Annotated in this window: 30 protein-coding genes and 1 riboswitch; of the genes, 16 read left to right on the top strand and 14 right to left on the bottom strand. The window is 55.6% G+C overall.

Annotation, left to right across the window (positions count from 1 at the left end; translation table 11 throughout):
- The first annotated feature begins 955 nt into the window (after nucleotides 1-955).
- Nucleotides 956-1,114: riboswitch (cobalamin riboswitch) on the top strand.
- Between the two features lie 7 nt (nucleotides 1,115-1,121).
- The 4 genes from SYN8016DRAFT_RS02650 to SYN8016DRAFT_RS02665 all read left to right on the top strand — a co-directional run bounded on the left by SYN8016DRAFT_RS02650 (nucleotide 1,122) and on the right by SYN8016DRAFT_RS02665 (nucleotide 5,478).
- Entirely contained in the window at nucleotides 1,122-1,751 is a 630-nt protein-coding gene (locus SYN8016DRAFT_RS02650) for a HupE/UreJ family protein (RefSeq protein WP_253909767.1), read from the top strand.
- A gap of 305 nt (nucleotides 1,752-2,056) precedes the next feature.
- Nucleotides 2,057-2,977: a TerB family tellurite resistance protein gene (locus tag SYN8016DRAFT_RS02655; protein ID WP_253909768.1), complete on the top strand. Its 921-nt coding sequence runs from the start codon at nucleotides 2,057-2,059 to the stop codon at nucleotides 2,975-2,977.
- Nucleotides 2,978-3,148: 171 nt separating this feature from the next.
- The gene (locus tag SYN8016DRAFT_RS02660) at nucleotides 3,149-4,558 is read left to right on the top strand and encodes a PhoH family protein (RefSeq protein ID WP_006852695.1); all 1,410 of its coding nucleotides are present in this window, start codon (nucleotides 3,149-3,151) and stop codon (nucleotides 4,556-4,558) included.
- A 14-nt stretch (nucleotides 4,559-4,572) separates the two neighbouring features.
- Entirely contained in the window at nucleotides 4,573-5,478 is a 906-nt protein-coding gene (locus SYN8016DRAFT_RS02665) for an LOG family protein (protein WP_006852696.1), read from the top strand.
- Nucleotides 5,479-5,537: 59 nt separating this feature from the next.
- On the opposite strand, the gene SYN8016DRAFT_RS02670 is transcribed toward SYN8016DRAFT_RS02665, so the two are convergent.
- The 3 genes from SYN8016DRAFT_RS02670 to SYN8016DRAFT_RS02680 form a co-directional block, all read right to left on the bottom strand.
- Nucleotides 5,538-5,771 (bottom strand): DUF3136 domain-containing protein, encoded by a 234-nt coding sequence (locus SYN8016DRAFT_RS02670; protein WP_006852697.1) that lies wholly within the window; start codon nucleotides 5,769-5,771, stop codon nucleotides 5,538-5,540.
- 115 nt (nucleotides 5,772-5,886) lie between these two features.
- Entirely contained in the window at nucleotides 5,887-6,573 is a 687-nt protein-coding gene (locus SYN8016DRAFT_RS02675) for a response regulator transcription factor (protein ID WP_006852698.1), read from the bottom strand.
- A gap of 63 nt (nucleotides 6,574-6,636) precedes the next feature.
- Entirely contained in the window at nucleotides 6,637-6,855 is a 219-nt protein-coding gene (locus SYN8016DRAFT_RS02680; RefSeq protein ID WP_006852699.1) for a CP12 domain-containing protein, read from the bottom strand.
- A 145-nt stretch (nucleotides 6,856-7,000) separates the two neighbouring features.
- Here SYN8016DRAFT_RS02680 and SYN8016DRAFT_RS02685 point away from each other — a divergent pair, with 145 nt between their 5' ends.
- From SYN8016DRAFT_RS02685 to SYN8016DRAFT_RS02690, 4 genes are all read left to right on the top strand, one after another.
- Entirely contained in the window at nucleotides 7,001-7,228 is a 228-nt protein-coding gene (locus SYN8016DRAFT_RS02685) for a DUF3136 domain-containing protein (RefSeq protein WP_006852700.1), read from the top strand.
- Between the two features lie 9 nt (nucleotides 7,229-7,237).
- Nucleotides 7,238-7,408: a hypothetical protein gene (locus SYN8016DRAFT_RS15225; protein ID WP_006852701.1), complete on the top strand. Its 171-nt coding sequence runs from the start codon at nucleotides 7,238-7,240 to the stop codon at nucleotides 7,406-7,408.
- A gap of 188 nt (nucleotides 7,409-7,596) precedes the next feature.
- Nucleotides 7,597-7,725 carry a hypothetical protein gene (locus tag SYN8016DRAFT_RS15910; RefSeq protein WP_006852703.1) on the top strand — a complete coding sequence of 43 codons (129 nt, stop codon included), beginning with the start codon at nucleotides 7,597-7,599 and terminating at the stop codon, nucleotides 7,723-7,725.
- A gap of 60 nt (nucleotides 7,726-7,785) precedes the next feature.
- Nucleotides 7,786-8,319, top strand: a complete 534-nt coding sequence (locus SYN8016DRAFT_RS02690; protein WP_006852704.1) for a DUF411 domain-containing protein — start codon at nucleotides 7,786-7,788, stop codon at nucleotides 8,317-8,319.
- Nucleotides 8,320-8,340: 21 nt separating this feature from the next.
- On the opposite strand, the gene SYN8016DRAFT_RS02695 is transcribed toward SYN8016DRAFT_RS02690, so the two are convergent.
- Genes SYN8016DRAFT_RS02695 through SYN8016DRAFT_RS02705 form a run of 3 tightly spaced genes read right to left on the bottom strand, consistent with a single transcriptional unit; the run spans nucleotide 8,341 to nucleotide 9,145 of the window.
- A complete protein-coding gene (locus SYN8016DRAFT_RS02695) occupies nucleotides 8,341-8,613 on the bottom strand; it encodes a hypothetical protein (protein ID WP_006852705.1) in 273 nt (90 codons plus the stop codon).
- Entirely contained in the window at nucleotides 8,610-8,789 is a 180-nt protein-coding gene (locus SYN8016DRAFT_RS02700; RefSeq protein WP_253909769.1) for a DUF3721 domain-containing protein, read from the bottom strand. Before SYN8016DRAFT_RS02700 ends, SYN8016DRAFT_RS02695 begins: the two co-directional genes overlap by 4 nt.
- 47 nt (nucleotides 8,790-8,836) lie before the next feature.
- A complete protein-coding gene (locus SYN8016DRAFT_RS02705) occupies nucleotides 8,837-9,145 on the bottom strand; it encodes a hypothetical protein (protein WP_006852707.1) in 309 nt (102 codons plus the stop codon).
- A gap of 36 nt (nucleotides 9,146-9,181) precedes the next feature.
- On the opposite strand from SYN8016DRAFT_RS02705, the gene SYN8016DRAFT_RS02710 reads away from it, so the two are divergent.
- Nucleotides 9,182-9,739, top strand: a complete 558-nt coding sequence (locus tag SYN8016DRAFT_RS02710) for an efflux RND transporter periplasmic adaptor subunit (RefSeq protein ID WP_006852708.1) — start codon at nucleotides 9,182-9,184, stop codon at nucleotides 9,737-9,739.
- A 10-nt stretch (nucleotides 9,740-9,749) separates the two neighbouring features.
- Complete coding sequence (locus SYN8016DRAFT_RS02715; RefSeq protein ID WP_006852709.1) at nucleotides 9,750-12,878, top strand: efflux RND transporter permease subunit; 3,129 nt, start codon at nucleotides 9,750-9,752, stop codon at nucleotides 12,876-12,878.
- Here SYN8016DRAFT_RS02715 and SYN8016DRAFT_RS02720 read toward each other — a convergent pair.
- Both SYN8016DRAFT_RS02720 and SYN8016DRAFT_RS02725 read right to left on the bottom strand, forming a co-directional pair.
- Entirely contained in the window at nucleotides 12,851-13,558 is a 708-nt protein-coding gene (locus SYN8016DRAFT_RS02720; RefSeq protein ID WP_006852710.1) for a response regulator transcription factor, read from the bottom strand. The two genes, SYN8016DRAFT_RS02715 and SYN8016DRAFT_RS02720, sit on opposite strands and share 28 nt — an antisense overlap.
- Before the next feature lie 26 nt (nucleotides 13,559-13,584).
- Entirely contained in the window at nucleotides 13,585-13,842 is a 258-nt protein-coding gene (locus SYN8016DRAFT_RS02725) for a hypothetical protein (RefSeq protein ID WP_006852711.1), read from the bottom strand.
- 66 nt (nucleotides 13,843-13,908) lie between these two features.
- Here SYN8016DRAFT_RS02725 and SYN8016DRAFT_RS02730 point away from each other — a divergent pair, with 66 nt between their 5' ends.
- From SYN8016DRAFT_RS02730 to SYN8016DRAFT_RS02740, 3 genes are read left to right on the top strand one after another with little or no spacing between them, the layout of a single operon-like run.
- Complete coding sequence (locus SYN8016DRAFT_RS02730) at nucleotides 13,909-14,388, top strand: hypothetical protein (protein ID WP_006852712.1); 480 nt, start codon at nucleotides 13,909-13,911, stop codon at nucleotides 14,386-14,388.
- Nucleotides 14,372-14,740, top strand: a complete 369-nt coding sequence (locus SYN8016DRAFT_RS02735; RefSeq protein ID WP_006852713.1) for a hypothetical protein — start codon at nucleotides 14,372-14,374, stop codon at nucleotides 14,738-14,740. Before SYN8016DRAFT_RS02730 ends, SYN8016DRAFT_RS02735 begins: the two co-directional genes overlap by 17 nt.
- Nucleotides 14,737-15,381 carry an HD domain-containing protein gene (locus tag SYN8016DRAFT_RS02740; RefSeq protein ID WP_006852714.1) on the top strand — a complete coding sequence of 215 codons (645 nt, stop codon included), beginning with the start codon at nucleotides 14,737-14,739 and terminating at the stop codon, nucleotides 15,379-15,381. The genes SYN8016DRAFT_RS02735 and SYN8016DRAFT_RS02740 overlap by 4 nt, the downstream gene beginning before the upstream one ends.
- Before the next feature lie 8 nt (nucleotides 15,382-15,389).
- On the opposite strand, the gene SYN8016DRAFT_RS02745 is transcribed toward SYN8016DRAFT_RS02740, so the two are convergent.
- A complete protein-coding gene (locus tag SYN8016DRAFT_RS02745) occupies nucleotides 15,390-16,370 on the bottom strand; it encodes an NAD(P)-dependent oxidoreductase (protein WP_006852715.1) in 981 nt (326 codons plus the stop codon).
- A 122-nt stretch (nucleotides 16,371-16,492) separates the two neighbouring features.
- Here SYN8016DRAFT_RS02745 and SYN8016DRAFT_RS15915 point away from each other — a divergent pair, with 122 nt between their 5' ends.
- From SYN8016DRAFT_RS15915 to SYN8016DRAFT_RS02750, 3 genes are read left to right on the top strand one after another with little or no spacing between them, the layout of a single operon-like run.
- The gene (locus SYN8016DRAFT_RS15915) at nucleotides 16,493-16,627 is read left to right on the top strand and encodes a hypothetical protein (RefSeq protein ID WP_006852716.1); all 135 of its coding nucleotides are present in this window, start codon (nucleotides 16,493-16,495) and stop codon (nucleotides 16,625-16,627) included.
- Nucleotides 16,624-16,797, top strand: coding sequence for a hypothetical protein (locus tag SYN8016DRAFT_RS15460; RefSeq protein WP_006852717.1), 174 nt, complete (start codon nucleotides 16,624-16,626; stop codon nucleotides 16,795-16,797). Before SYN8016DRAFT_RS15915 ends, SYN8016DRAFT_RS15460 begins: the two co-directional genes overlap by 4 nt.
- A gap of 16 nt (nucleotides 16,798-16,813) precedes the next feature.
- Nucleotides 16,814-17,701: a GNAT family N-acetyltransferase gene (locus SYN8016DRAFT_RS02750; protein ID WP_006852718.1), complete on the top strand. Its 888-nt coding sequence runs from the start codon at nucleotides 16,814-16,816 to the stop codon at nucleotides 17,699-17,701.
- A gap of 15 nt (nucleotides 17,702-17,716) precedes the next feature.
- On the opposite strand, the gene SYN8016DRAFT_RS02755 is transcribed toward SYN8016DRAFT_RS02750, so the two are convergent.
- The 5 genes from SYN8016DRAFT_RS02755 to SYN8016DRAFT_RS02775 all read right to left on the bottom strand — a co-directional run bounded on the left by SYN8016DRAFT_RS02755 (nucleotide 17,717) and on the right by SYN8016DRAFT_RS02775 (nucleotide 21,422).
- A complete protein-coding gene (locus SYN8016DRAFT_RS02755; RefSeq protein WP_006852719.1) occupies nucleotides 17,717-18,130 on the bottom strand; it encodes a hypothetical protein in 414 nt (137 codons plus the stop codon).
- A 260-nt stretch (nucleotides 18,131-18,390) separates the two neighbouring features.
- Complete coding sequence (locus tag SYN8016DRAFT_RS02760; protein ID WP_006852721.1) at nucleotides 18,391-19,104, bottom strand: SDR family oxidoreductase; 714 nt, start codon at nucleotides 19,102-19,104, stop codon at nucleotides 18,391-18,393.
- A gap of 276 nt (nucleotides 19,105-19,380) precedes the next feature.
- Nucleotides 19,381-20,163, bottom strand: a complete 783-nt coding sequence (locus tag SYN8016DRAFT_RS02765) for an MBL fold metallo-hydrolase (protein ID WP_050802694.1) — start codon at nucleotides 20,161-20,163, stop codon at nucleotides 19,381-19,383.
- Between the two features lie 271 nt (nucleotides 20,164-20,434).
- Nucleotides 20,435-20,656, bottom strand: coding sequence for a hypothetical protein (locus SYN8016DRAFT_RS02770; protein ID WP_006852725.1), 222 nt, complete (start codon nucleotides 20,654-20,656; stop codon nucleotides 20,435-20,437).
- Between the two features lie 322 nt (nucleotides 20,657-20,978).
- Nucleotides 20,979-21,422 (bottom strand): hypothetical protein, encoded by a 444-nt coding sequence (locus SYN8016DRAFT_RS02775; RefSeq protein WP_006852727.1) that lies wholly within the window; start codon nucleotides 21,420-21,422, stop codon nucleotides 20,979-20,981.
- Nucleotides 21,423-21,731: the final 309 nt, after the last annotated feature.

The following is a 21,731-nucleotide window of genomic DNA, read 5'->3' on the forward strand; positions in this document are numbered from 1 at the left end:
ATTTGGAAGGAGTTTGCTGAAGCTTCAGTCGTATCTGCATGGCTTGTTGGGCCGATCATCAAGAGGTCAAAACAAGACACCATGGGAGGAGTGAGAGACCTCCCATTTTTATGCGCTTCGACCAATGAGCGCTGGTCTTTTGCCATGACCAAGATGATCACTCGCCAATCGCATTCAAAGCCAAGGGCTTCAAGCAGGCAATTTGAGAGATTCAGGCTCAGATGACGCTTCAAGCAACATTTAGGGCCCGGATTAAGCAGTAGGACCTCAAAGAACAGAGAAAGTAATCCACTAAGCACAAAGTCCTAGGAACTATTTATTTCGCAATCATTAACTTGCCATCAAATAAAAACCGTTGTAATCATTTCTCAGCCGGATTAAAATGATGAGGGCATTTAAAAATGAACACGACTGTGAATCAATCACAGAACGATGGGAAGCGGTAGACGCTTACCTTGAATGCGTCACAAGTTGTGGGCTTTACGATGGCGTCTGCGTCACGACCTGCATCACCAAACATCTTGAACCGGGAACGGAATTAAAAGACGAAGTGAAATTCGAACGCAAGTATTAATGCTTATCGTGATTTCCCAGTTGGCAGGCTTGATGGGTCTCCGCGTAGGAAATCCATGTCATCCCAGCGATCAAGACGATTAGAGCAAACGTTCCAAACCAATTAACTGCAAGCATAATTACTCACCTTCTCCACTAAATTAATTAAAGCATAGGTTGGGCTTATTTTCAATGAATTCATAACAAATCAGTGTTCTTTTAAATAATCAAGACCGAAGCCACATGCCACCCTATTTTCATAAAAAGAGGATCGCCAACATTCCTTCTCGACCACGGCTGGTGTTTGGTGATGGGTGATGGGGATCACAAGGCCAGGCTGCACGGCTGTCGCTGACAACAGCGCGATCGCATGTTCCCGATTGGTTTGATTCAAAGCGGGCTTCGCTATAAAGGAGTACTCGGTTCCGGTGGTGATCAGCTGCTGGAGGAAACGGGGAAAGTCTGGTGAAAGTCCAGCACTGTCCCGCAACTGTGAAGCGACCCGTCCTGATTTTCAGGTTGGTCGTCAGTCAGAACGCCCGCCGTGTTTGTTCGACGAGGATCGATTTTTGAATTCATCAATCAAACAGCTCAGACCAGCTCTTTCAGTGCTGCTAGGTGGTTTGACCTTGGCCATGGCTGGATCTCCAGCCCTGGCCCATCATCCCTTTGCCATGCCTGAAGGCGGCCAGATGACTTGGCTGCAGGGCTTGCTGAGTGGAATCGGTCACCCGCTTCTGGGCCCAGACCATCTGCTCTTTCTTGTGGCGATCGCCCTTGTGAGCTGGGAACGACCCCGTCGTTGGCTGCTGCCGATGTTGGCTCTTGGGCTGATCGGTAGCGGAGTGGCGCAAGTTGTGCCCCTCTCCGAGAGTCTTACGCCGTGGGCTGAGGCCGCTGTATCGCTAACCCTCGTGCTTGAAGGTCTTGTGATTTTGGGGAGGTTGCCCTTGATCACGCTGTTGCCGGCGATTGCTCTGCACGGCTACCTGCTGGGTGGAACCATCGTGGGGGCCGAACCCACGCCTCTTCTGGCCTATGGCCTTGGTTTGCTGGTAGCTCAAGGGGCACTGCTCTTGGCTGCTACATCCTTGTCACGGGAGCTTCAAGGCTGGCTGGGAGAACGCAATCGCCAGCTCCTGGCAGCGGTCTGGATCGGAATTGGCTCAGCATTTGCCTGGTCCATTCTCATCCCCTGACCCTCACGCTCAAAAGCCAGCCTTGAAAGGCTGGTTGTTTGACCGTTGCTTTCAAGAGGCTGGAGACGAGATCTCCGGACTCTTTTTATGTGTGAGCGTCTCTGAGACTGTCCAAACAAGCAGAAAAACTCAGAGACAATGTATTGAGTGCTCTTTAGAATTAACAGATATTAATTAGGCACAAAGGGTTATTTAAAGGAATTCATCATCAACCCATAGGTTTAAACAACATGGTGATTCACCCCAGCCGACAGCTGCCACAGGATCTGCGAATCTGCCTGGCGAAGGCTGGATTGCCTGCCCTCATGACCGTGGCCAGGCTGCATGGCAAGCCATCAGAGCGAGCCCTTGCCGGTATCCGGGGAATCCGCGATCACCTGCTCAACGTTGACCTCGATCTAACCTCACTGCCAAGCCTGGAACCGGAGGCGATCGCCGCCGCCATTCGTTGCTGCGATTCGGATCCTGAATGGAGAGAACGAATCCTGCGGGGCATGACGCTAATTGCGATGTTCGACGGTCCCCCCAGCCCAGAGGCTCTTGAGCTGTTGGAGCAGACAGCCACGGCCTTCCAAGTGGATCCCAGGCCCGTGAACAGCTATCGCAACGTGATGGAGGGGCATCTTCTGGCGCTGCGCTTCGACATCATGCGCCGGGGCTTCATACGGCAAGCCCTTGAGGCCACGATTAAGGCCGGTGGCTTCTCGGTTTTGACGGCAACACTCAAGGTGTTGAGTGGCCATGAGGACCGGGCCATGCGCGAACGGTTTGAAGGTCTGAAGAGCTATCCAGCAGGCAGCTTCGGCAAGGCCTATGCCGACTTCATCGAGATCAACCAATTCGATTTTCCGGGAACACCGGGGGGACCACCTCCCCCGGTGTTCAGGCACGACTGTTGCCATGTGCTCGGCGGATACGGCACCACGGCTGCGGAGGAAGGCGCTGTGGTGGGCTTCCAGGCGGGATTTGAAGGGCTCGATCCTTTCGACGTCATCCTGTTCGTGATGGCGGAATTCGAACTGGGGATTGGTGTTTCACCGTTCATTCCTGGTGAATGGCATCAGCTGGATCCGGACCGGATCTTTGCCGGCCTCGACCATGGCAGCCATGTCTCCTGCAATTTGATTAAGGACATCAATCCATGGACTCACTTCGCCGACCCGCTCGAAGACGTGCGGCAACGGTTTTCGATCCCTGCTCGCGGACGAGCGCCCGAATATCCCTAGGGGGAACAGGAGCAGCGTGTTTTCTAGACCTATCAAATGAACAGAGTTAATCAACAGAATTCGATCTGGATATGACGCATCAAAACCTTGTGAAGGGATCCATTAATTGCAACCGGTGAAGTCCTGGTAAGCAAAGCGTTCCCTCTGTTTTTTGCGATCTAGGTTGAAAACATGGAAGGGAAGAGGTTTGTCGTGAACAAAAAAGTCGTTGTCCTCGATACCAATGTTCTCCTGCATGATCCAGAGGCGCCCAAGAGCTTTGGGGCCGATCGCATCGTGCTGCCGATTCAGGTGATCGAGGAAATTGATCGGTTCAAGCGTGATCCCTCTGAAAAGGGGCGGAATTCCCGTCGTGTAGCTCGACTGCTCGATGGTCTGCGTGAGCGGGGCAACCTCGCTGATGGTGTTCCATTAACGCCGGACGGTGAAGGAACCCTGGAAGTGGCCTTTTGTCGGGCTGAAACCTTGGCTCAGTTGCCACCGGAATTGCGGGGTGGCGGGGGTGACAACAACATCCTGGCTGTGGCGTTGGAACAGATGCGGGCGAAGGGCTTGAGCGAGCCACCCGAGGTGGTGTTGATCACCAAAGACACCAATCTGCGCATCAAGGCGGATGCCGTGGGTCTGGCCGCCCAGGATTACTCCAACGACAAGGTGGCGATCTCCGATCTCTATCCAGGGGCCAGGGGCGTCAAGGTCTCCGCTGATGTGATCGATGAGCTGCACCAAAAGGGTCGCCTTTCGGTGAAAGCGCTGCCAGCGGATGTGGTGGCGTCTTTGCAACCCAATGAGGGCCTCACCCTGATCGATCGCGACAGCGCAGACCACACCTTTTTGGCACGTCATCGCGGCAATTCAGGAGACGTGGAACCACTGGTTTGGCTCAAACGCGCCCGTCTTGGTCGCCTAAAGCCGCGGAATCGCGAACAGAATTTCGCCCTCGACTTGCTTCTGGATCCCTCCGTTGAGCTGGTCACGCTTGTCGGTAAGGCCGGCACCGGTAAAACCCTGCTGGCGATCGCTGCTGGCTTGCATCAGGTTGCTGATCAACATCTTTATGCCCGCCTATTGGTGACCCGTCCCCCGATCTCCTTAGGCAAAGAGATTGGCTTTTTGCCAGGTTCCCTGGAAGAAAAACTTGCTCCTTGGATGCAACCCATCGTGGACAACCTTGATTTCCTTACGGGGGATGCGATGAGCAATGAGCCGAAGGATGATCGCCGCCGCCATGGTGGTGGGCCGAAAAGCTCCTGGGCTGACCTTCGCGAGATGGGGCTTCTAGAAGTGGAAGCAATCAATTACATCCGCGGTCGCTCGATTCCCCATCAATTCATGGTGGTGGATGAAGCGCAAAATCTCACCCCGCATGAGGTGAAAACGATCGTGACGCGTGTTGGGGAAGGAACCAAGATCGTGTTCACCGGTGACCCGTATCAAATTGACAATCCCTACGTGGATGCCGAGAGCAACGGCCTTACTTGGCTCGCTGAACGCTTAAAAGGTCAGACCCTCGTGGGCCACATGACCCTGACGCGGGGAGAACGCAGTGCCCTTGCTGAATTGGCAGCAAATATGTTGTAACGCCCGTACCAAGCATGAAATCAGACGCGATTGATTCCACGTGGCCCAGTGATGATCCAACCCGGGTGGCTGACAACCTTCAGCAAATCATCCACTCGGACACCTATCGGCTCGCGCATCAGGATCTTGCTCTTCTCAACACGTCCTCAATGCGTGGCGTGAGGATGTTGCTTGAAATCAGCAAGCCTGAGCTTCACTTTGAAGAGATTGGCATCTCCTCCACCATCATCGTCTTTGGGGGCGCACGCCTCAAGGAACGATCAGCAGCAGAAGCCCATCTTGAGAAGGCAATCAGGGAGCTTGATACGGATCCAAACTCCAAACAATTGCAGCGAAAAGTGAGCCGTGCCAAAAATCTTTTGGAGCTGTCGCCCTTTTACGATGCGGCGAGGGAATTCGCTTTTTTAGCCTCACGTTTTGGTCAATCAGACACCAGCACAAGGCCTTGCTGTTCCTCCCATGTGATTGTGACCGGCGGCGGTCCTGGCATCATGGAAGCCGCTAATCGTGGAGCCTTTGATGCGGGTTGCCGCTCGATTGGACTCAACATTGAACTCCCACACGAACAAAATCCCAATCCCTATATCACTCCTGAGCTCTGCTTTAAATTTAATTATTTTGCACTGCGCAAATTTCACTTTGTAATGCGTGCCGTTGGCGCTGTGTTATTCCCAGGTGGGTACGGAACACTCGATGAACTTTTTGAGGTCTTAACGCTGCGTCAGGTAGGAACTCAACATGCCATGCCGATCATTCTGTTTGGAAAAGATTATTGGACGCGCCTGATCGACTTTGAATACATGGCTGATTCAGGGCTGATTGATGATCAGGATCTTGACTTAATCCAGTTTGCAGACACAGCGACGGAAGCTTGGGATCTCCTGCGAAATCATCCTCCTCAACCGTCATCAACGGCCTAGCTAGCAAGCACCGTTGTGGTCAAACCGGCAGACAGCGCGTGGCGCGTAAAAAATCCTGCTCACCTCAGGCCGCGACGATGGGCTTGCAGAGAGAGAAACAGCGTTTGAGGATCCTCGTATCGCTTGGGCAGGGCTTGATGGAGCGTGTAAAGGCGCCGCCAACACACGCTTTTGCGTGCTTCTTTCTCCTTTACCCCATCAGCCACCAGATAGTGCATGGCTCGGGTGTAAACCGCTTCCGTTTCACAGAGTTCGGCAATGGAAGGGTCATGGGTGAAGGTGATTGCGGCCATCTCCACAGTCTCAATTCGTGCAAATCATTAAGCCGCAGCTGGTGCATGGAGCACTACCCCCATTTGGGGTGAATCCCGCTTGGAGCCAAGTTTGTGGCTCTAGACAGCGCTCTGATTAGATCTGAACCATTCCACAACGCATGCCCTTGAGGACCGCTTGAACCCTGTTATTCACTTCGAGCGTGCGCAGCAATCGCTTGGTGTAGGTACGGGCTGTTTCTTCGGACACAATCAGGTCTTCAGCAATTTCGCGATCCGTCCTGCCGCGGGCGAGGCGATCCAAGACCTCATATTCCCGAGGGGTGAGCCTCGGACAACTGAGATAGGGCAGTTCGTCGGAGCGCAGGGATGGGCTGCGATAGGAGTGATGCCCCATCACCGCCAGCACCGCCGCTTCCAACGGCTTGCGGTCTTCAATGATGTCGGCTTCCGCCACAACGGCTTCTAGCCAGGGCGCATTGTCGTATTCAATGGGAATGGCATCGCTCAGCGATAAAACAACCACCTTCAGGCTTTCATCGAGCTCACGCGCCTTGCGAGCCAGTTCGAAACCATTGCCTTTCTCAAGCAAATCGGTGCAGAGCAGGAGCTCAAATGACTCCTGCTTCAGATAATGCAAACAGGTTTGTTCATCGGTTACGGCGCAACCGATTCGTCCTCTTTCGCTGAAGCTATCGCAGAAACAACGAAGGAAGAATCGGCCTTTCATGGCAAGCGCGATCCGGCCGTTGATGGCAACGGAAAGCAGAGGTTCCTCATCAGCCGACTTCGGCTGGTTTTGGAGATATGGGGTGAGATCCACGCAAGGCCCTGCTCCTAGCAGCCATCTTTGCTAAGCGACCCCTCCGATCCTTTTCGGTCGTTGTCAGTCGTCATAGATACGGCATTCCGGCGCCTCTGGATTCAGATCACAATGGAGCTCTAGAGAGGTGGGATCCTTGTGCTCACCTGGGTGGTGGCTGCGATACGACTCCAGCTCTTCGAGCTCGGTTGCGTAGTGACGAACCTTGGCCCGATCGCCGCTGGTTGCGGCCTTGGCCAGTTCCTCACGGTCCTTGGCAATGTGCGTTTCGATTGAATCCATGGAGACATGTGCAACGGCAGGGATTCAACGTTCCGACCGCATGCATCCACTACCCCAATCTGGGGACAGCGAGGTTGTCCCCAAATGGGAGGAGATGCCATAGCCCTGCTGGGTGCAAAGTTCGGATCTATCGAGCTGCCAATCCATGGCTCCACCCAAGATCAGCATCGGTGAACTCGAAGCCAAGCATCCGATGTACTGCAAGGCCTTGAAGATCCTTGTCAGACAAGGCACAAGCAGCGCCAAACTTCAACGCACTCTTTGCTGGGATCGTCTGCGGTTGTTGAACCGTTCCCTGCCCCGTCAATACAAATCACCGGAGCAATTGATGCGAATCATTCAGGCCGAAATCTCTATGAATCAAAAACACTGAGGTCTTGTCATGTCTACCCATACCAATTCCGTGAAAGCACAAATCACCAGCAGCGTGATGCAACGGATTGCGATTCTCGATCAATTGGAGCGCTATGAAGACAGCTATGCGATGACACAGGAATTCAAAGAATGGCTGCTGGATCCCAAGCTGACCAGCCAGATGAGCACCCAGTCGTGATGATCGCTTGATCACGTCATTCATCGCGTGATGAATGACGCCCGCCAATGCCTTTGGAAAGCCCCTATCTGGGGGTATTGCAGCCTTGGATCGGAAGCAGAGAGTGAACATCAGCCGAACCAATCGATATGACCTCGTTAACACCGTCTCGATCCAACAACTGTCTTGGAAGGACCTGCTTGAAATGGATGCCCGACGGATCCCTCTCCGCTGTGGATCACGACGCGCTCATGCGCCGGCTCTGTGAAGCGGATCCCACCCTGGCGGGCTCCGAGATCTGTTCGCTGGATTCCAACCACAGCCAGCAGGGGTCTTGATGGCATAGCGCTCAGCGGTTCGCTGAGATCAGCTCTATAAGGAGATCTCTACAGAGATCCATGAAGACGTCTCGATTCCAAGCTTGGGTTCCCTCCGTGGCTCGTCTGAGCTTGGTGGGGGCGTCAACGGTTCTTTCTTTGATGGGGGCCCTAGACCCCGCTCAAGCCCATGGCGATGCCAAGGGACATGGGCTGATGCCCAATACCAAGGGAGCGCTTGGCCCGGAGTTGACGATCTATCGATCGGCGAGCTGCGGTTGTTGTACGCAATGGGGAGCGCATATCGCAGCGGCGGGGTTCCGGATCGATGATCAGATCAGGGAAGACATGAACTTGTTGAAACAACAGCGGGGCATTCGCTCCGAGTTGGCTTCCTGTCACACCGCTGTCGTGGAGGGCTATGTGATCGAAGGGCATGTTCCTGCTTCCGCGATTCAACGGCTGTTGGCTGAACGGCCCAACATTCGAGGCCTCGCTGTTCCAGGGATGCCCGTTGGTTCTCCGGGCATGGAAGTGAAAGGGGTTCAGGCTGAGAGCTTTGAGGTGTTAGCGATCGGGCATGACGGCAGCTCATCCGTCTTCGCTCGCTACTGATCCAATCTCAAAGGGAAGGGATCACCTGGACGGCCTTAACAGCATGACCACACCCGAGCCTGTGACGACGATGGTGAGCACGCCGAGCAGCAGCGGATAAAAGGGTTGGAGATTGAGCCAGCCGAAGTGTCCGGTGTGGATTTTGAGCAACCAGAAAGCATCAATGCCTTGCTCCAAGAGCAGGCTATAAAGCGAGCCTGTGCCCGCTGTGAGCAAAAGCGGCGCAGCAGCGATCGGCACGAACCAGCGGTGAATGCGACGGGCCTGGCGTTGCGTTTTCACGGGCGAGTTCATTGCTTGCGCAATTGTTTGTGGAGCTCTCGTTCATCCGAACAAGGCATCCAGCGGCCGTTGTTTTGATGACTGGTGCTGCAACCAATCTCCTGGGCTCGTTTCTGAGCCTCGGCTTTTGAGGCATACATGCCCTTGCCATGGGCAAACGCTGGGCTGATGCCTAATAAAACAGTCATCAGCGCAAGGGAGATCGTCTTCAACGTTCTGATCGCAAGCATTGACCTCAGCGGCCTTCGCAGTGTTCGACGGCTTTGAGGTAATTCAGTTTGCCTGGTGTGGTGAGACCGTTGGGGTTGACCGCGACACGCATCGCGATTTGCACATCGATGCATCTGTTGTAGCGATGGGTTTTCACGGCTTGGGGAATCAGCAAAAGGGTGATGCCCAGCAAGCTGAGACAGCTGAGCGCAGCCAGGGTTGGATAGGTGTGCGCCCTGACCATTTCACGAGCCGTGAGCTTTTGTTCGGCGTGATCGTTCACAGATGCTGCGTTCGGGCCCCCAGCATGGCGATTTGATTGCACAAAACCCACGCGGGGTTGAAACTTCTATGGCTTCGGTCGCTAGAGATGCGTGCACTGGTTCTCACTTGCGCTTTGCTCAGCGGCGGGCTTCAAGGGTTTGTTTTGCCCGCAGCCCTAGCCCATTCGGGCCACGGAGATGCGTTCGTCCAGAACGATTCCGTGGATCAGGTGAATGCCAGCCCCACCCAGGACCAGCTGCTGGGCATCAGCACGGATCAACCCCAGGTTTCCGCTGAAGGGCAAATACTGATTCCAACTTCGGCCATCCTTGATATGGATGGACAGCCACTGGTGTTCGTTCGCAGCGGCGACACCTACGACCCCGTGTTGATCAAAGTGGGCCCCGTTGTGGCTGATCGCACGGTGGTGCTTGAGGGGGTCACGGCCGATGAGCAGGTGGTGGTCTCTGGTGGCCTGTCGTTGTTTGCGGAGTCTCAGAAAAAAGATCGTCAACCGGTGGTTGTGGAGGAGCTCTCCACACCCGATCCCTCGGGGAACACCCCCTCCTGGATGGTTCCCGGCGGCATCGCAGTGGCGGTCATTGTGGTGATAGCAGCAGGGTTCGGCCTCCGCGGCCGCGGTTCTGGACGCAACGACAGCTGATCATTGCCTGATGCTCAACAAGCTGCTCAACGCGATCTTGCGCGGCGCGATCGCCCGCCGCTGGCTCGTTGTTGTTTGTTCATTGCTGATCAGTCTCTGGGGTGTGCTGAACGCCCTGGAGATGCCGATGGATGTGTTTCCAGCCTTTGCTCCGCCGCAGGTGGAGATTCAGACCGCAGCCCCTGGGCTGTCTCCTGAACAGGTCGAGCGGCAGATCAGTGAACCGATTGAAGCGGCGGTGACTGGGCTCACCGGAGTGGATGTGGTTCGCTCCGCCTCCAAACCCGGCCTTTCGATGGTTCAGGTGGTGTTCATGGACGCGTCGCAGCTGGAGGAGGCCCGCCAGTTGGTGGCGGGACGCCTGCAGCAGGTGCGCGCCCAGCTGCCTGAGTCGGCAGAGGCACCGGTGATTTCTCCACCGCTCTCGCCTCTCGGCACCATTCTTCAGTACGCCTTCACCCTTCCCGAGACCGCCAGCGCAGAGCAGGTGTTGGCGCTTCGCTCGCAGATTGAGAGCAGCTACGAGAACGCGTTGCTTGCCATTCCTGGGGTTGCCCAGGTGACGATCTACGGGGGGGATCTCGCTCAAACCCAGATCCAACTCAACCTCGAGGCGCTCCAGCAACACAACGTGGCTCTGAAGGAGGTGTTGGACGCGGCCTCTGATGCCCAGTTCAGTGGACGGGGCGGAATTCAGATTGCCGGCGGGCAAGAACGGTTGATCCTCACCGACAACAGCAGCGCAGACGCGAACGATCTCAGCAGCGCGGCCGTGGTGGGAAGGGATGGGCAGGTTGTCTCGTTGGGAGAGTTGGCGGCTATCAAAAATGCTGCTGGCTTGCGCCGGGGCGAGGCCAGCTTCAACGGCAGGTCGGCGGTGGTCTTGATGATCAACAAGAAGCCGGATGTGGACACCCCTCAACTGACGCGGGCTGTGGAACAACGGGTTCAGCAACTACATGGATTGCTGCCAGCCGATGTGTCGGTGACACGCACGTTTCGGCAGGCCCATTTCATCGAGATCGCCATCCGCCATGTGAGCGAATCCCTGCTGTTGGGAGTGGTGATTGTGGCTGCGGTGCTGGGGCTGTTTTTGATGAATTGGCGCACAGCCTGCATTGCTCTAAGTGCCATTCCTCTATCGCTGCTGGTGGGACTGCTGTTGATGCGTGGGGTGGGCCTGCAGCTCAACACGATGACCTTGGGGGGCCTGGTGGTAGCGATTGGTTCGGTGGTTGATGACGCCATCGTTGATATGGAGAACTGCTACCGCGGACTTCGCCGCAACAGGCAGGTGGAGCAACCTCTGGATCCTCTGGAGGTGGTCTTCCGCACCTCGGTGGAGGTCCGGCAGCCGGTGCTGTTCTCCACCTTGATCATCGTGGTGGTGTTTGCACCGATCTTCACGCTGACGGGCGTGGAAGGGCGCATCTTCATGCCGATGGGGATCGCCTATGTGCTCTCGATTTTGGCCTCCACGCTCGTGGCACTCACGCTCTCGCCAGCCCTGTGCGCCCTGCTGCTCAGTCGCGCACCGCTGCCGCAGGAGGATTCTTGGGTGGAGCGCGGCGCCCACCGTTGTTACAAGCCGCTGCTCGATGCGTCCCTGCAATCGCCCAGACGGGTTCTGGCCTTGGCCCTGACGGGGGTGGTGGCGGCAGGGCTGGTGCTTCCCTCGCTCGGGCGTGTGTTCCTGCCCGAGTTTCGCGAGCAGTCGCTGGTGAATTCGTTGGTGCTTTACCCCGGCGTCTCCCTGGAGATGACCAGCCGTGCCGGCCAGGTGCTCTCCGAACGACTTCAATCCAGCAAGGACGTCAGCTGGGTGCAGGTGCGAGCCGGTCGCGCGCCGGGGGATGCCGATGGAGCTGGGGTGAACACGGCCCATGTGGATGTGGAGCTCAGCGCGGAGGCCATGGATGATCGCCCCGCTGCGATTGGTCGCATCCGCTCAGCGTTTCTGGCCCTGCCCGGCGTTGCCCCGAATGTGGGCGGCTACATCTCCCATCGAATGGATGAGGTGCTCTCCGGCGTTCGCAGCGCCATCGCGATCAAAATTTCGGGCCCAGATCTCAACGAACTGCGCCGCCTGGGCAAACGGGTGCAAGAGGTGGTGGCAACAACGCCAGGGGTGGTGGATCTGCAGCTGGAACCGCAACTGCCCGTGCCCCAATTTCAGGTGAACATCAACCGGGATGTGGCCTTGGAGGAGGGGGTGAGCGTGGCGGCTGTCGCCAAGGCCGTGGAGGTGGCTTTGCACGGTGAGGAGGTCGCCGCAGCGCAACCGGCCTCAGGCCGGATGCCGGTGGTGGTGGCGTTGCCGCCGGATCAACGCGGTGACCTGGAAGCCCTGCGCCAGGTGCCCATCCGGGTGGCCTCCGGGGCGCTCAAACCGCTCGGTGCGTTCGTGACGATCGCGTCGGTGCGCGGACCGAACGAGATCAAGCGCGAAGACGTGAGCCGCAGGATCGTGGTCTCAGCGAATGTGGCCGGTCGGGCTTTGGGCCCTGTCGTCGATGAGATCCGCAGCCAGGTGGCCAAGTCGGTGACCCTTCCCTCGGGTTACAGCATCCGCTACGGAGGCCAATTCGAAGCGGAGCAGAGAGCCAGCCGCTCCTTGCTGACTTACAGCGTGCTGGCGGCTGTGGTGATCGCGCTGTTGATGGTGGTAGCCGTGCGCTCATGGCCAGCAACGATTGCGATTCTGCTCAACCTGCCCCTGGCCCTTGTGGGCGGTTTGATCGCCGTTCTGCTCAGCGGCGGGGTGCTGTCGATTGCTTCCTTGATTGGCTTCATCACCTTGTTTGGTGTCGCCGTGCGCAACGGTCTGTTGCTAGTGGATAACTTCAACCGGCGGCATCAAAACGGAGAAGCGCAGATGGCGTTAATCCGCAACGGCAGCCTGGAGCGGCTCAACGCCATTCTGATGACAGCGCTCACCTCCTCATTGGGGATGCTGCCGCTGGCGCTGGCCTTTGGCGCTGGCAACGAAATTCTCCAGCCGCTGGCGATTGTGGTGCTGGGTGGTTTGATCACCTCCACCTTGCTCACGTTGCTGGTGATTCCTGCCTTGTACGCGCGCTACGGGCGATGGCTGCTGCCGGAACCGCCTGCTCAACCTTGCGGATCGATCAAGCCGTAGACAATCGCTTTCACCACCAGTTGGGTGCGCCCTTGGGCTCCGAGCTTTCCGGTGGCATTCATCACATGGGTTTTCACGGTTTCCAGGGAAATGTTCAATTGATTGGCCACGCCTTGGTTACTGAGCCCGAGAGCCACGGCCGACACCACTTCAATTTCGCGCCTGGAAAGCTCCTCCACCAAGGGGGGAAGATCGGGCCTCGGCGCTTGCGCGCCCAGGCGACGAATCTCCTCGGGGTAATACACCTGTCCTTCGGCGAGGGTTTGAAGCGCCTGGATGAAATCCCCCTGCCCCGTCCCGAAGCTGGATTTGAACATCACGCCATCGGCATAGGCGTCCATGGCTTCTCGAACCACGGCCTGGGTTTCGCGCACCAACACAATCAAGCGTTGGCAGGAGGGGGAAACGGCATGCACACGCTTGATCAGGTTGATGCCATAGCCCGTTTCAAGATCGGAGCTGCAGATCAATAAATCCGGGTTGAGGCGCTGCACCAGGGCAAAGCCTTCGTCTTCGGTGGTGGCTGCTCCCAGCATCACCGGCCTGATCGGTTCGGTGAGGCACAGGCAAATCAAGGCCATGCGATCACCCATGCAGGCCACAACCCGCCGCTGTTGAAGCAAAACCCTCGCTTGATCAATCGCTCCTTTGATTGCGCGCGACTCCAGGCGCAGCTCCATAACGAGCGTTCGATGGTGATCTTGTCTTAGCTGGATTCCGCTGATTGAGCTTCGCTGCGTTCATGGCGAACCACACCACGGATGCAGTTTGGGTGAAGCTCACGCCCCAGGCGCCATGCCTCATCAGCGTTGGAGACCTGCACAGTTTTGATTTGCAGACGCCCCTTTTTCATCAGGATCAAGTCATAGGAGGGGGGCATCACGGCTCCACCGCACGCAACCCCATTGAGCCTGAAATCAAGACCGCTTACATCCCCTAGTTGAGGGATGGATGAGCTCTCCATGCTCCCTGGGATGTGGGATGTAAGGAACAGACAAAGCAACGAGGGTTGGGCTGTTGCTCTTTTTTTATGCCTGCACTGCTGCCAACAGGTCACTTTCCTGTGGATCCCGTTGCTTTAGATCGAGAGGAGTTAAACGACACCTACTGCACGCTGAGACACAGCTACAAATCCGTGATGATTAGCCGCGGGGTGTATCGCAGCAAGGCAGACCAAAATCGTGCGGCGATGAAAGAACTGGAAGCCAAGATCCGAGCGATTGCCGAACGGGAAGCCAACGTGCGCCAAGAGGCCTACGAAATGCTCGAGATCGTGACCAATGTGGTGGGGGAACTGGAAGACGCTGGTGATGACCTGGTGAATGAATTTGGTGCGTATCAGCTGGGCAAGCGCAGCTATCAAGGGGGCGGCTATCTCGGTGGTTTGATCAAAGCCATCGCTCGCTTCATCCGGCGTTGGACCTCCACGAAGCAGAAGCTCCATACCATCGTGGAGAAGCAACAAGCGGTGCAACTCAGCCTGGAGGGAACCGATGGGCAAGATCGCTGAAGCGCTGCGCGCCAATCTGAGATCGGTTGCCGCATCGGATGCGAGGGCTCTGCGGGCGATCGACCAGGAGCTGAAGGCTGCAACCGCTGGCCTAGAAGCGGCGAGCGCTCCCCTCAGCGGGCGGGTGGATCGCAAGGCACTGCTTGGAAAGGGAACGTTCAAGCAGCAGACAGTGGGCACGCTCAAGCGTTTGTGCAAGGAGAACGGCATCAGGGGTTATTCCAAACTCAAGAAGGCAGACCTATGCCAAGCCCTGAATGATCAGGGGGTTCAAGCACCACCACCGCCTCTGGACAGTTTCAGCAAAAAGGAGCTGGTGGCGATGCTCAAAACACTCTTAGAGCTGCCATGACGATCACTCCCCGCTATGGACAAGCCCTGCTCTGGGCTGAGGAATTGCATCGTCAGCAACGGCGCAAAGCAAAAATGGTGCCCTACATCTCCCATCTGATCAGCGTCAGCGCCCTGGTGTGGGAAGACGGAGGCGATGAAGATCAGGCGATCGCGGCGCTGCTGCACGACGCGATCGAAGACGCTGGCCAAAGCCATGAATCGATCGCCGCACGCTTCGGGGGAGCGGTGGCCGACATCGTGCGCGACTGCACCGACACAAGCCCTGATGCTGCCGTTGGGGAAAAGGAACCCTGGATGCTGCGGAAGACCCGCTATCTCAACTCCCTGGCAACCAAACCACTGAGCTCGTTGCTGGTAAGCGCCGCGGACAAGGCCCACAATGCCGGCGACATGGTGCTGGATGCCCGGCGCGATCCAAGCATGTGGAGCAAGTTCAATGCCGGGCTCGATGGCAGCGCCTGGTATCTGCGGCGGATGCATCAAGAGCTGGTCGGGGCCCTACCCAGCAGCCGATCCGTGGAGCGCCTGGGGGAAGCCGTGGACGAAATCCTCAACAGCAGCGCCTATCAACAGCTCATCCCAGCGGGATCAACCACCGAGACATGGGCGAACACCTACCCCGAACGCCATCACGACTAACCGCACGATCACAACGATGGCCTACGGCTACCAGACCGAGCCATTGCTGCGACGTAGGCCTGTAGGTGCCCCGCCAGGGTGTGCACCAAGCGACAACGGGCCTGGCGAGAACTCCAGCCCATGTGGGGACTAATCAACAGGTTTGGCGTTTCAAGCAACCGTTCCAATTCAGGCCCAGGCGGTTCCACAGGCAACACGTCGAGGGCGGCGCCAGCCAGCTGACCATGGCGCAAGGCCGCGCAGAGATCCTCCAGATTCACCAGGCCGCCGCGGGCCATGTTGACGAGCAGGGCGCTGGGTTTCATCCAGCTGAGCCGCAGGGCATTGATCAGGTTCTGCGTGTGCGGCGTCAGCGGCGCGTGAAGGCTGAGCACATCGGCCTTGCGCAGGGCTGCTTCCAGCTCAGCGCTGCTGCTGCGGCTGGTGAGGGCGATGCACTCCATCCCAAAGGCTGCACCAATCGCCAGAACCCCACGGCCGATATCACCGGCGCCGAGCACCACCAGGGTCTGGCCCTCCAGTTCATCAAACTCAGGTTCGATCAGCGAAAACACCGGGCTGCGCTGCCAGCTGCCAGCGATCAGATCCCGGCGGCGCTGATCCATCGCGCAGCAGAGCTCGAGGATCAATGCCCAGGTGATCTGCACCACCGAGGCGCGGCTGTAGCGCCCGGCGTTGTGCACCCGGATGCCCTGCTCTGCGCAAACGGCATGGTCGATCTGATCGGTACCGGTGGCAGCCACGCAGATCAGGCGCAACTTGGGCAGCTGGCGAAGCAACAGGCCATCCAAGGGAATCTTGTTGGTGATGGCGATCTCGGCATTTTGTAAGCGCTCCATGCGCTCATCGAGGGAAGTGGAGGGCCAGGCCTGCAGATCACACCATTGCTGCATGGGCGCCAGATCAACGGGCCCAAGGCTGAGGGCATCGAGAAACACCGCAGGGGGAAGCGGTGTTCCTTCTGCCGTTTGGCTTCGATCCCCCGCCATGCGTTTGACCTGGAAGAGCCCTCAGTTTGCGGGGTTCCGCCCCATCGCTCCAAATTGTCCCCAGATGGGGATTGGAGGCCCGCTTTCAGGCGCAGTAAGACGGTTGCATTCGAGGCAAAGCCATGAAGCTCGACCTTGCTCAAGCTCAACCCATGGGAAGCCTCATTGTTGAGGGAACCCACCGACCATTCCACGCCCTGGCCTGTGCCCTACGGCCAGCCAGCTTGCGGATCGCCCTCAAGGTCACAAACCGATGAGTTCCGCAGCACAACCATTCGTTGTTCATTACAAGAAAAACGACGGCAGCCGGCACACGCTGCAACTCCTTGCGACCAATCGCAAGGAAGCACGGATCGTCGCCATGGAAACCAACGCCTACGTGCGTCGTTATCCCACCAGTGTGGATTCAATTCTCCATGCCGCCTGACGCCGCCTGAGGGTTGATGCTGGAGATCAAACCGTTCACGCCTTCCGACCTAGACGTGGTCACAAGGTTGGCTCGTGAACAGGATTTCGCTCCAGGAGTGGGCGACATCGAGATCTATGCCAACACCGATCGCCAAGGGATCTGGTTGGCATGGCTCGACAACGAGCCTGTGGGTTGCATCGCCGCGGTGACATACAACCCCGGCTATGCCTTCATCGGCCTGTTTGCGGTGAAGTCGGAGTATCAGGGCCAGGGGGTGGGGCGTCGCTTGTGGGAACACGCGCTGGAAACGCTGAGCAACGTGGATTGCGTCGGTTTGGAAGCTGCGGTCCAGATGGTGAGCTTCTACGAGAAGGCCGGTTTCGAGAAGGACTGCGTGACCACGCGCCGGCAGAAGATGTGCCTCAGCGATCAATCAGAACACCCAAACACCAGCCTGCTGCGCCGCAGCGACATCAGCGTTGTGCCGTTGCGCGACGTCTCGCTCGAGGCGATTCAGCGTTACGACGAACGCCATGAGATCAGCCCGCGGCCCCATTTCCTTGAACAGTGGCTGCGCCATAAGGCCGGGGAGGTGTTTGTGGCCATGGATGGCAAGGGGGAATGCCATGGATACGTGCGCATTCGCCCCTGTCTGCTCCCCATTGGCGAAGGCTGGCGGGTGGGTCCGTTGCTGGCAGAAGAAGAGGCCATGGCATCGCTGTTGCTGAACAACGCCATGGACCGCCACAAGGGAGTGGTGCTGATCGACACCCCCGGCTTCAACCTTGCAGCCAAGACGATCACCAAGGCGAAAGGCTTCAAACCGATGGCCACAACGGTGCGCATGTACAAGGGCGTAATGCCGCAACCGCAAGGCCACGATGGCAACGTCTATGGCCTGGCCTGCCTCGAGCTGGGCTGATCTCTTCGATCAGAGCTAACGGCAGCGCTGCAGAAGATTCCAACCGAACAACAACGCAGACCCATCGTGGTTGGTGAAGCGAGACAGAGCTGCGCATAGGCAAGGCGTTCGCAAGCAAAGCTCAATCCAGTTGCCTGCTTTCCACCTTCTGCCGAATCGCCCGTAGCAATTGCTGGATGGTTTCATCATTGGTGGAGATACCAACGCTGTGGCGATGCGGCGCGCTTCAAAGAACAAGGCGCAGCGAAGCTCCGTGGTTGTTTTAGCTTCTCCACCGTTGACTAAATCCGCACAGGGTTTAAATCCACCTTGAACCTCGTAGCCATTCATTGTGTGGGCAAAGCGACCCCATGCATACCAATCGCCATCCGGATTCGGGATGTCATCCAATTGCAAATCCTGATTACTGATCGGGTTAATGGATGACATTCTTCGATGTGCTCTTGTCTGATGAGTTTGGGTCGAATGACAAATAACTGAATCCCCCATATGAGTGGTCTTTAAGGCCGACTTATCCGCCAATCGAGATAAAGGCACAAACCCAGCGACCAAGCCATCGGCCTGACCCTCTCCAGATCATCCAATAAGGGCACCATCCATTCGGATTCAAGCTCAACTGCTACATCCCTTCCAAGCCCTTTATTGCCGACCTCGTGACCCCTATCCATCGGAAGACTCCAGAGCAATGATCAGAATCCACAATCAGTTGGCATCACTGCGATATCTCGGATACAGATGTGTTGTGGCTGCTGCCAGCAGAAAAGGACAATTTTGGCGAGTTCTACAGGTTCAATGAAAGTGGGATTGCCAAGCACTTCGCTGTATTCCTCAAAGCTAATCCCCATCTTTAGATGAATCTCTGTTCGGATCAGCCCAGGCGCAAGGTTAATCACACGGACGTTGTGCTCAGCCTCGGACATGTTCAGGCTCTCGCCCAATGAGCGCACGGCGTGTTTGCAAGCGTGATACACAGGTGCTCCTGGAGCAGGCTTGCGATCGCCAATGGAGCTGATATTGATGATTGTTCCGCATTTACGTTCACGCATTCCTTTCAAAACGTGGTGAATACCATTTGTCACCCCTTTGATCATGGTGTCGAGTTCCTCATTGATCTGCTCGAGGCTGAGACTGTCCAGTCCGCCGATGTGGATCATCCCTGCGTTATTAATCAGACAGCCAGTGGGCCCGTACTGACTCTCTGCTGATGCAATGGCATCCCCCAGCGCTTGGGCATCGGAGACATCGAGCTGCCGGTAAAGCACTGGCTTATTGGCCAATGCGGGATCCACCTCCTGGTTTCTCGATATCAACAAACAGGGGTGACCAGCTGCAGTAAAAGCATGTGCCAAAGCCTTTCCGATCCCTGCGCCCGCTCCCGTAATCACCACCAGTTGTTCTGTCATGGCCTCGATCGACTGCCGAATTGCTCACAGCTTGGCAAGAGACCCTTCACTTCGTAACGACCAAGCCCTGATAAGCCACATCCTGCAGAAGACTGCAGGGCAATAAAAACCCCGCTCGTGGCGGGGCTAGTGAATCTTCAGTCGGGAGACCGATAGCGACACATCACGCTCCCTGCTATTCCCTAGCCGATTGACGTCAACGAGCAGCGTGTCGTTTAAAGCAATTGGTTTAGCCATGGTTATTTATATGCTTAAGTTTTGAAAGAAAAGCAGAGATTAGTATTGAAACATCGATGCAGGTTTGAAGCCAGCATTTAGATTGCAAGGAACCGCAATATCCATCAGTTTTGGACGGGGAAGGTTAAGGTTATTCATGATCTCGACAAAATCAATCTTTCGCGTTTCGGACCTGATTCGTTTATTAAAACGTTTTTGTTCGCCAACAGTTGTTTGAGTCTGTCCGTTATAATCATGACCTGGAAAAATAATACAGTCGTCAGGCAATGCATAGATAACCTCGGTAATAGAAGTATAAAGATCTTGCGAGCTACCATTTTGAAAATCTGTCCTACCACAGGCACCTATAAGCATGGTGTCTCCAGTGAAGACTACAGACTTATCGTGATTAACAAAAACCATACTGTCGAGAGTATGACCAGGTGTCTCAAGAGCAACTAAGTATTCAGAACAGAGGTGAACCTCGTCACCATTTTTGAGATGCCAATCAACATGTTTACCTTCAGCCTTAGCAGACAAGCCATAACTAACTCCAGTTCGAGCAGCAAGCAACCCACCCCCCGTAATGTGGTCGGCATGGACGTGAGTGTCAAGAATTTGGTCTAGGATCAAACTCTCATTGTAGATGAGCTTTAAATACTCATCAACTTTTGACTTTACTGGATCGATAACAATAGTCTTTCTAGAGCACGCGTTCGCTATAAAGTAAGTGAATGTGGAGCTTTCTTCATCGAAAAGTTGGTGAAAGATCATGTAAGGAAATTCGCTTGTGTTTCTCATGGTCTTACGCTCTTTATTAAGGTTGAGTTGCGCGGAGGCCACTCTCCTGGGCCTCTTCACGATCGCTGAAACGAACTGAATCCGAATCCCCTATTCGAGTGGTCTTTGCTGGTGCCCGATCCCCCAAAAGGACTAGAGACTCACACCCAGCTGTCACGCCATAAGCCTGTCCCGCTCAGCTTCAACCAGGTTGAACTCTTCTAGTCCTCGGTTTAATGCCTCACAGGAACTCGCCAATACTGCAAATATAAAGTCATTGTGCTCAATAAACATTTCCCCACCAGCTTTATAGCCGACACAGTAGGCTTAAGGATTAGTCAATGACTATCCACTCTCGTTGAGCATCAATGATTTCATAGTCCTCTATAACTTCATCATCCTTATAAAGAACTAGCTCCATGTCAATCTTGCTGAACTTGTCCTGCTCATATTTCTCTTCCTCCCAGCATTTCATGATCTCATCGTAGGATTCAGATGTATGTTCAACTTGAGATTCTCCCGTTGTTTGATTAAGGATAATTTTGTAGGTGGTCATTGTGAAAACTCTGCGAACTTATAAAGGATATAGAAGAATAAGGCATAACCACCAAGTGCCATCAATAGCTCCTGAAACACAGCCAGCGTCATTGGAGTGCCGAGGGGCATAGGTTAGGGGCAACTTCCTAAAGCATTCCCCACCTCAGAAAGCCCCATCCATATCAGGATGCAATGTCCCCAGCTGGCACCCTTATTTTAGCGATCTCATTTTATCTGATTTCTGTTCAATCGTGCCAGGCATCGGAGGCTGGAGCATTGATTGCGATCAGAAGGTTCCTGAGGAGGTGAGATGCAAATTGATAGGGCATTACTTTTATTAATCAATAACGCCTGCAAACACCTTCGGCTGTCTCTGAAAACTTTGGGAATACCCTGCTCTGATTTGTCGCGTAATAAAACTTCCCGCTCTTTCTGAGTATCAACAGCTCTACTTGTGTGTGCAGTATCTGCTGATAAAATTCAACTGCTACCCAACGTCCGGATGCATCCCGGTCAAAGATGGCTGCACCCCAAGGATCCATCTCTTGAGAGTAAGGCTGATTAATCCGTACATTTCCGTTTGGCTCATCGATTTCGACCTTCAACGCAACGGTGATCTCCTCTGATACGGGTTGAAAACCTTCCTCCTCAGTCATTGTGATGGTGCCTGCCGCTTTGCATTGGAACTGCTCAAGCCCGGCCTCCCCAGCATTTGCAGTTAATAGAGGATTCGTAAGAGCTATTGCCAGGAGAGAGGCTGCAGACGTAATCGCGGAACGGAGCATTGGGATGGCGTCAGTCCGCGCATGATGCCGATCTTTGCTTGGTTGCGCTCTTCGCAGTAATCGATCTCATGAATTGCCAATGAAAACCCCGCTCGTGGCGAGGCAATAGAAATCACCTCACTCTTGATAGCGATTTGGCCATTGAAAATTGCTCAACGTCACTGATTCCACGAAGGAGCATCAGCTGATCACCTGAATTAAAAGACATGCTCAATGCGCTGATCTACGCCTGGGTCAGCACCGCTAGAAGACCTATGCCAAGTTTTAGATGGCACTCAAAAGTGAGAGACACCACAGGCGATAAACCCC

Source organism: Synechococcus sp. WH 8016, from assembly GCF_000230675.1.
Taxonomy (GTDB): Bacteria; Cyanobacteriota; Cyanobacteriia; order PCC-6307; family Cyanobiaceae; genus Synechococcus_C.

Excerpts from the sequence above, each read along its gene's own strand:
- SYN8016DRAFT_RS15225 (WP_006852701.1), top strand. The coding sequence starts at position 7,238 with ATGTCTACCCATACCAATTCCGTGAAAGCACAAATCACCAGCAGCGTG.
- SYN8016DRAFT_RS02775 (WP_006852727.1), bottom strand. The coding sequence starts at position 21,422 with ATGCTCCGTTCCGCGATTACGTCTGCAGCCTCTCTCCTGGCAATAGCT.
- SYN8016DRAFT_RS02760 (WP_006852721.1), bottom strand. The coding sequence starts at position 19,104 with ATGACAGAACAACTGGTGGTGATTACGGGAGCGGGCGCAGGGATCGGA.
- SYN8016DRAFT_RS15915 (WP_006852716.1), top strand. The coding sequence starts at position 16,493 with ATGAAGCTCGACCTTGCTCAAGCTCAACCCATGGGAAGCCTCATTGTT.
- SYN8016DRAFT_RS02730 (WP_006852712.1), top strand. The coding sequence starts at position 13,909 with ATGCCTGCACTGCTGCCAACAGGTCACTTTCCTGTGGATCCCGTTGCT.
- SYN8016DRAFT_RS02695 (WP_006852705.1), bottom strand. The coding sequence starts at position 8,613 with ATGAACTCGCCCGTGAAAACGCAACGCCAGGCCCGTCGCATTCACCGC.
- SYN8016DRAFT_RS02690 (WP_006852704.1), top strand. The coding sequence starts at position 7,786 with ATGAAGACGTCTCGATTCCAAGCTTGGGTTCCCTCCGTGGCTCGTCTG.
- SYN8016DRAFT_RS02770 (WP_006852725.1), bottom strand. The coding sequence starts at position 20,656 with ATGACCACCTACAAAATTATCCTTAATCAAACAACGGGAGAATCTCAA.
- SYN8016DRAFT_RS02665 (WP_006852696.1), top strand. The coding sequence starts at position 4,573 with ATGAAATCAGACGCGATTGATTCCACGTGGCCCAGTGATGATCCAACC.
- SYN8016DRAFT_RS15910 (WP_006852703.1), top strand. The coding sequence starts at position 7,597 with ATGCCCGACGGATCCCTCTCCGCTGTGGATCACGACGCGCTCATGCGC.
- SYN8016DRAFT_RS02710 (WP_006852708.1), top strand. The coding sequence starts at position 9,182 with ATGCGTGCACTGGTTCTCACTTGCGCTTTGCTCAGCGGCGGGCTTCAA.
- SYN8016DRAFT_RS02725 (WP_006852711.1), bottom strand. The coding sequence starts at position 13,842 with ATGGAGAGCTCATCCATCCCTCAACTAGGGGATGTAAGCGGTCTTGAT.
- SYN8016DRAFT_RS15460 (WP_006852717.1), top strand. The coding sequence starts at position 16,624 with ATGAGTTCCGCAGCACAACCATTCGTTGTTCATTACAAGAAAAACGAC.
- SYN8016DRAFT_RS02750 (WP_006852718.1), top strand. The coding sequence starts at position 16,814 with ATGCTGGAGATCAAACCGTTCACGCCTTCCGACCTAGACGTGGTCACA.
- SYN8016DRAFT_RS02655 (WP_253909768.1), top strand. The coding sequence starts at position 2,057 with ATGACCGTGGCCAGGCTGCATGGCAAGCCATCAGAGCGAGCCCTTGCC.
- SYN8016DRAFT_RS02685 (WP_006852700.1), top strand. The coding sequence starts at position 7,001 with ATGGCTCCACCCAAGATCAGCATCGGTGAACTCGAAGCCAAGCATCCG.
- SYN8016DRAFT_RS02715 (WP_006852709.1), top strand. The coding sequence starts at position 9,750 with ATGCTCAACAAGCTGCTCAACGCGATCTTGCGCGGCGCGATCGCCCGC.
- SYN8016DRAFT_RS02745 (WP_006852715.1), bottom strand. The coding sequence starts at position 16,370 with ATGGCGGGGGATCGAAGCCAAACGGCAGAAGGAACACCGCTTCCCCCT.
- SYN8016DRAFT_RS02735 (WP_006852713.1), top strand. The coding sequence starts at position 14,372 with ATGGGCAAGATCGCTGAAGCGCTGCGCGCCAATCTGAGATCGGTTGCC.
- SYN8016DRAFT_RS02660 (WP_006852695.1), top strand. The coding sequence starts at position 3,149 with ATGGAAGGGAAGAGGTTTGTCGTGAACAAAAAAGTCGTTGTCCTCGAT.
- SYN8016DRAFT_RS02700 (WP_253909769.1), bottom strand. The coding sequence starts at position 8,789 with ATGACTGTTTTATTAGGCATCAGCCCAGCGTTTGCCCATGGCAAGGGC.
- SYN8016DRAFT_RS02670 (WP_006852697.1), bottom strand. The coding sequence starts at position 5,771 with ATGGCCGCAATCACCTTCACCCATGACCCTTCCATTGCCGAACTCTGT.
- SYN8016DRAFT_RS02755 (WP_006852719.1), bottom strand. The coding sequence starts at position 18,130 with ATGTCATCCATTAACCCGATCAGTAATCAGGATTTGCAATTGGATGAC.
- SYN8016DRAFT_RS02740 (WP_006852714.1), top strand. The coding sequence starts at position 14,737 with ATGACGATCACTCCCCGCTATGGACAAGCCCTGCTCTGGGCTGAGGAA.
- SYN8016DRAFT_RS02680 (WP_006852699.1), bottom strand. The coding sequence starts at position 6,855 with ATGGATTCAATCGAAACGCACATTGCCAAGGACCGTGAGGAACTGGCC.
- SYN8016DRAFT_RS02720 (WP_006852710.1), bottom strand. The coding sequence starts at position 13,558 with ATGGAGCTGCGCCTGGAGTCGCGCGCAATCAAAGGAGCGATTGATCAA.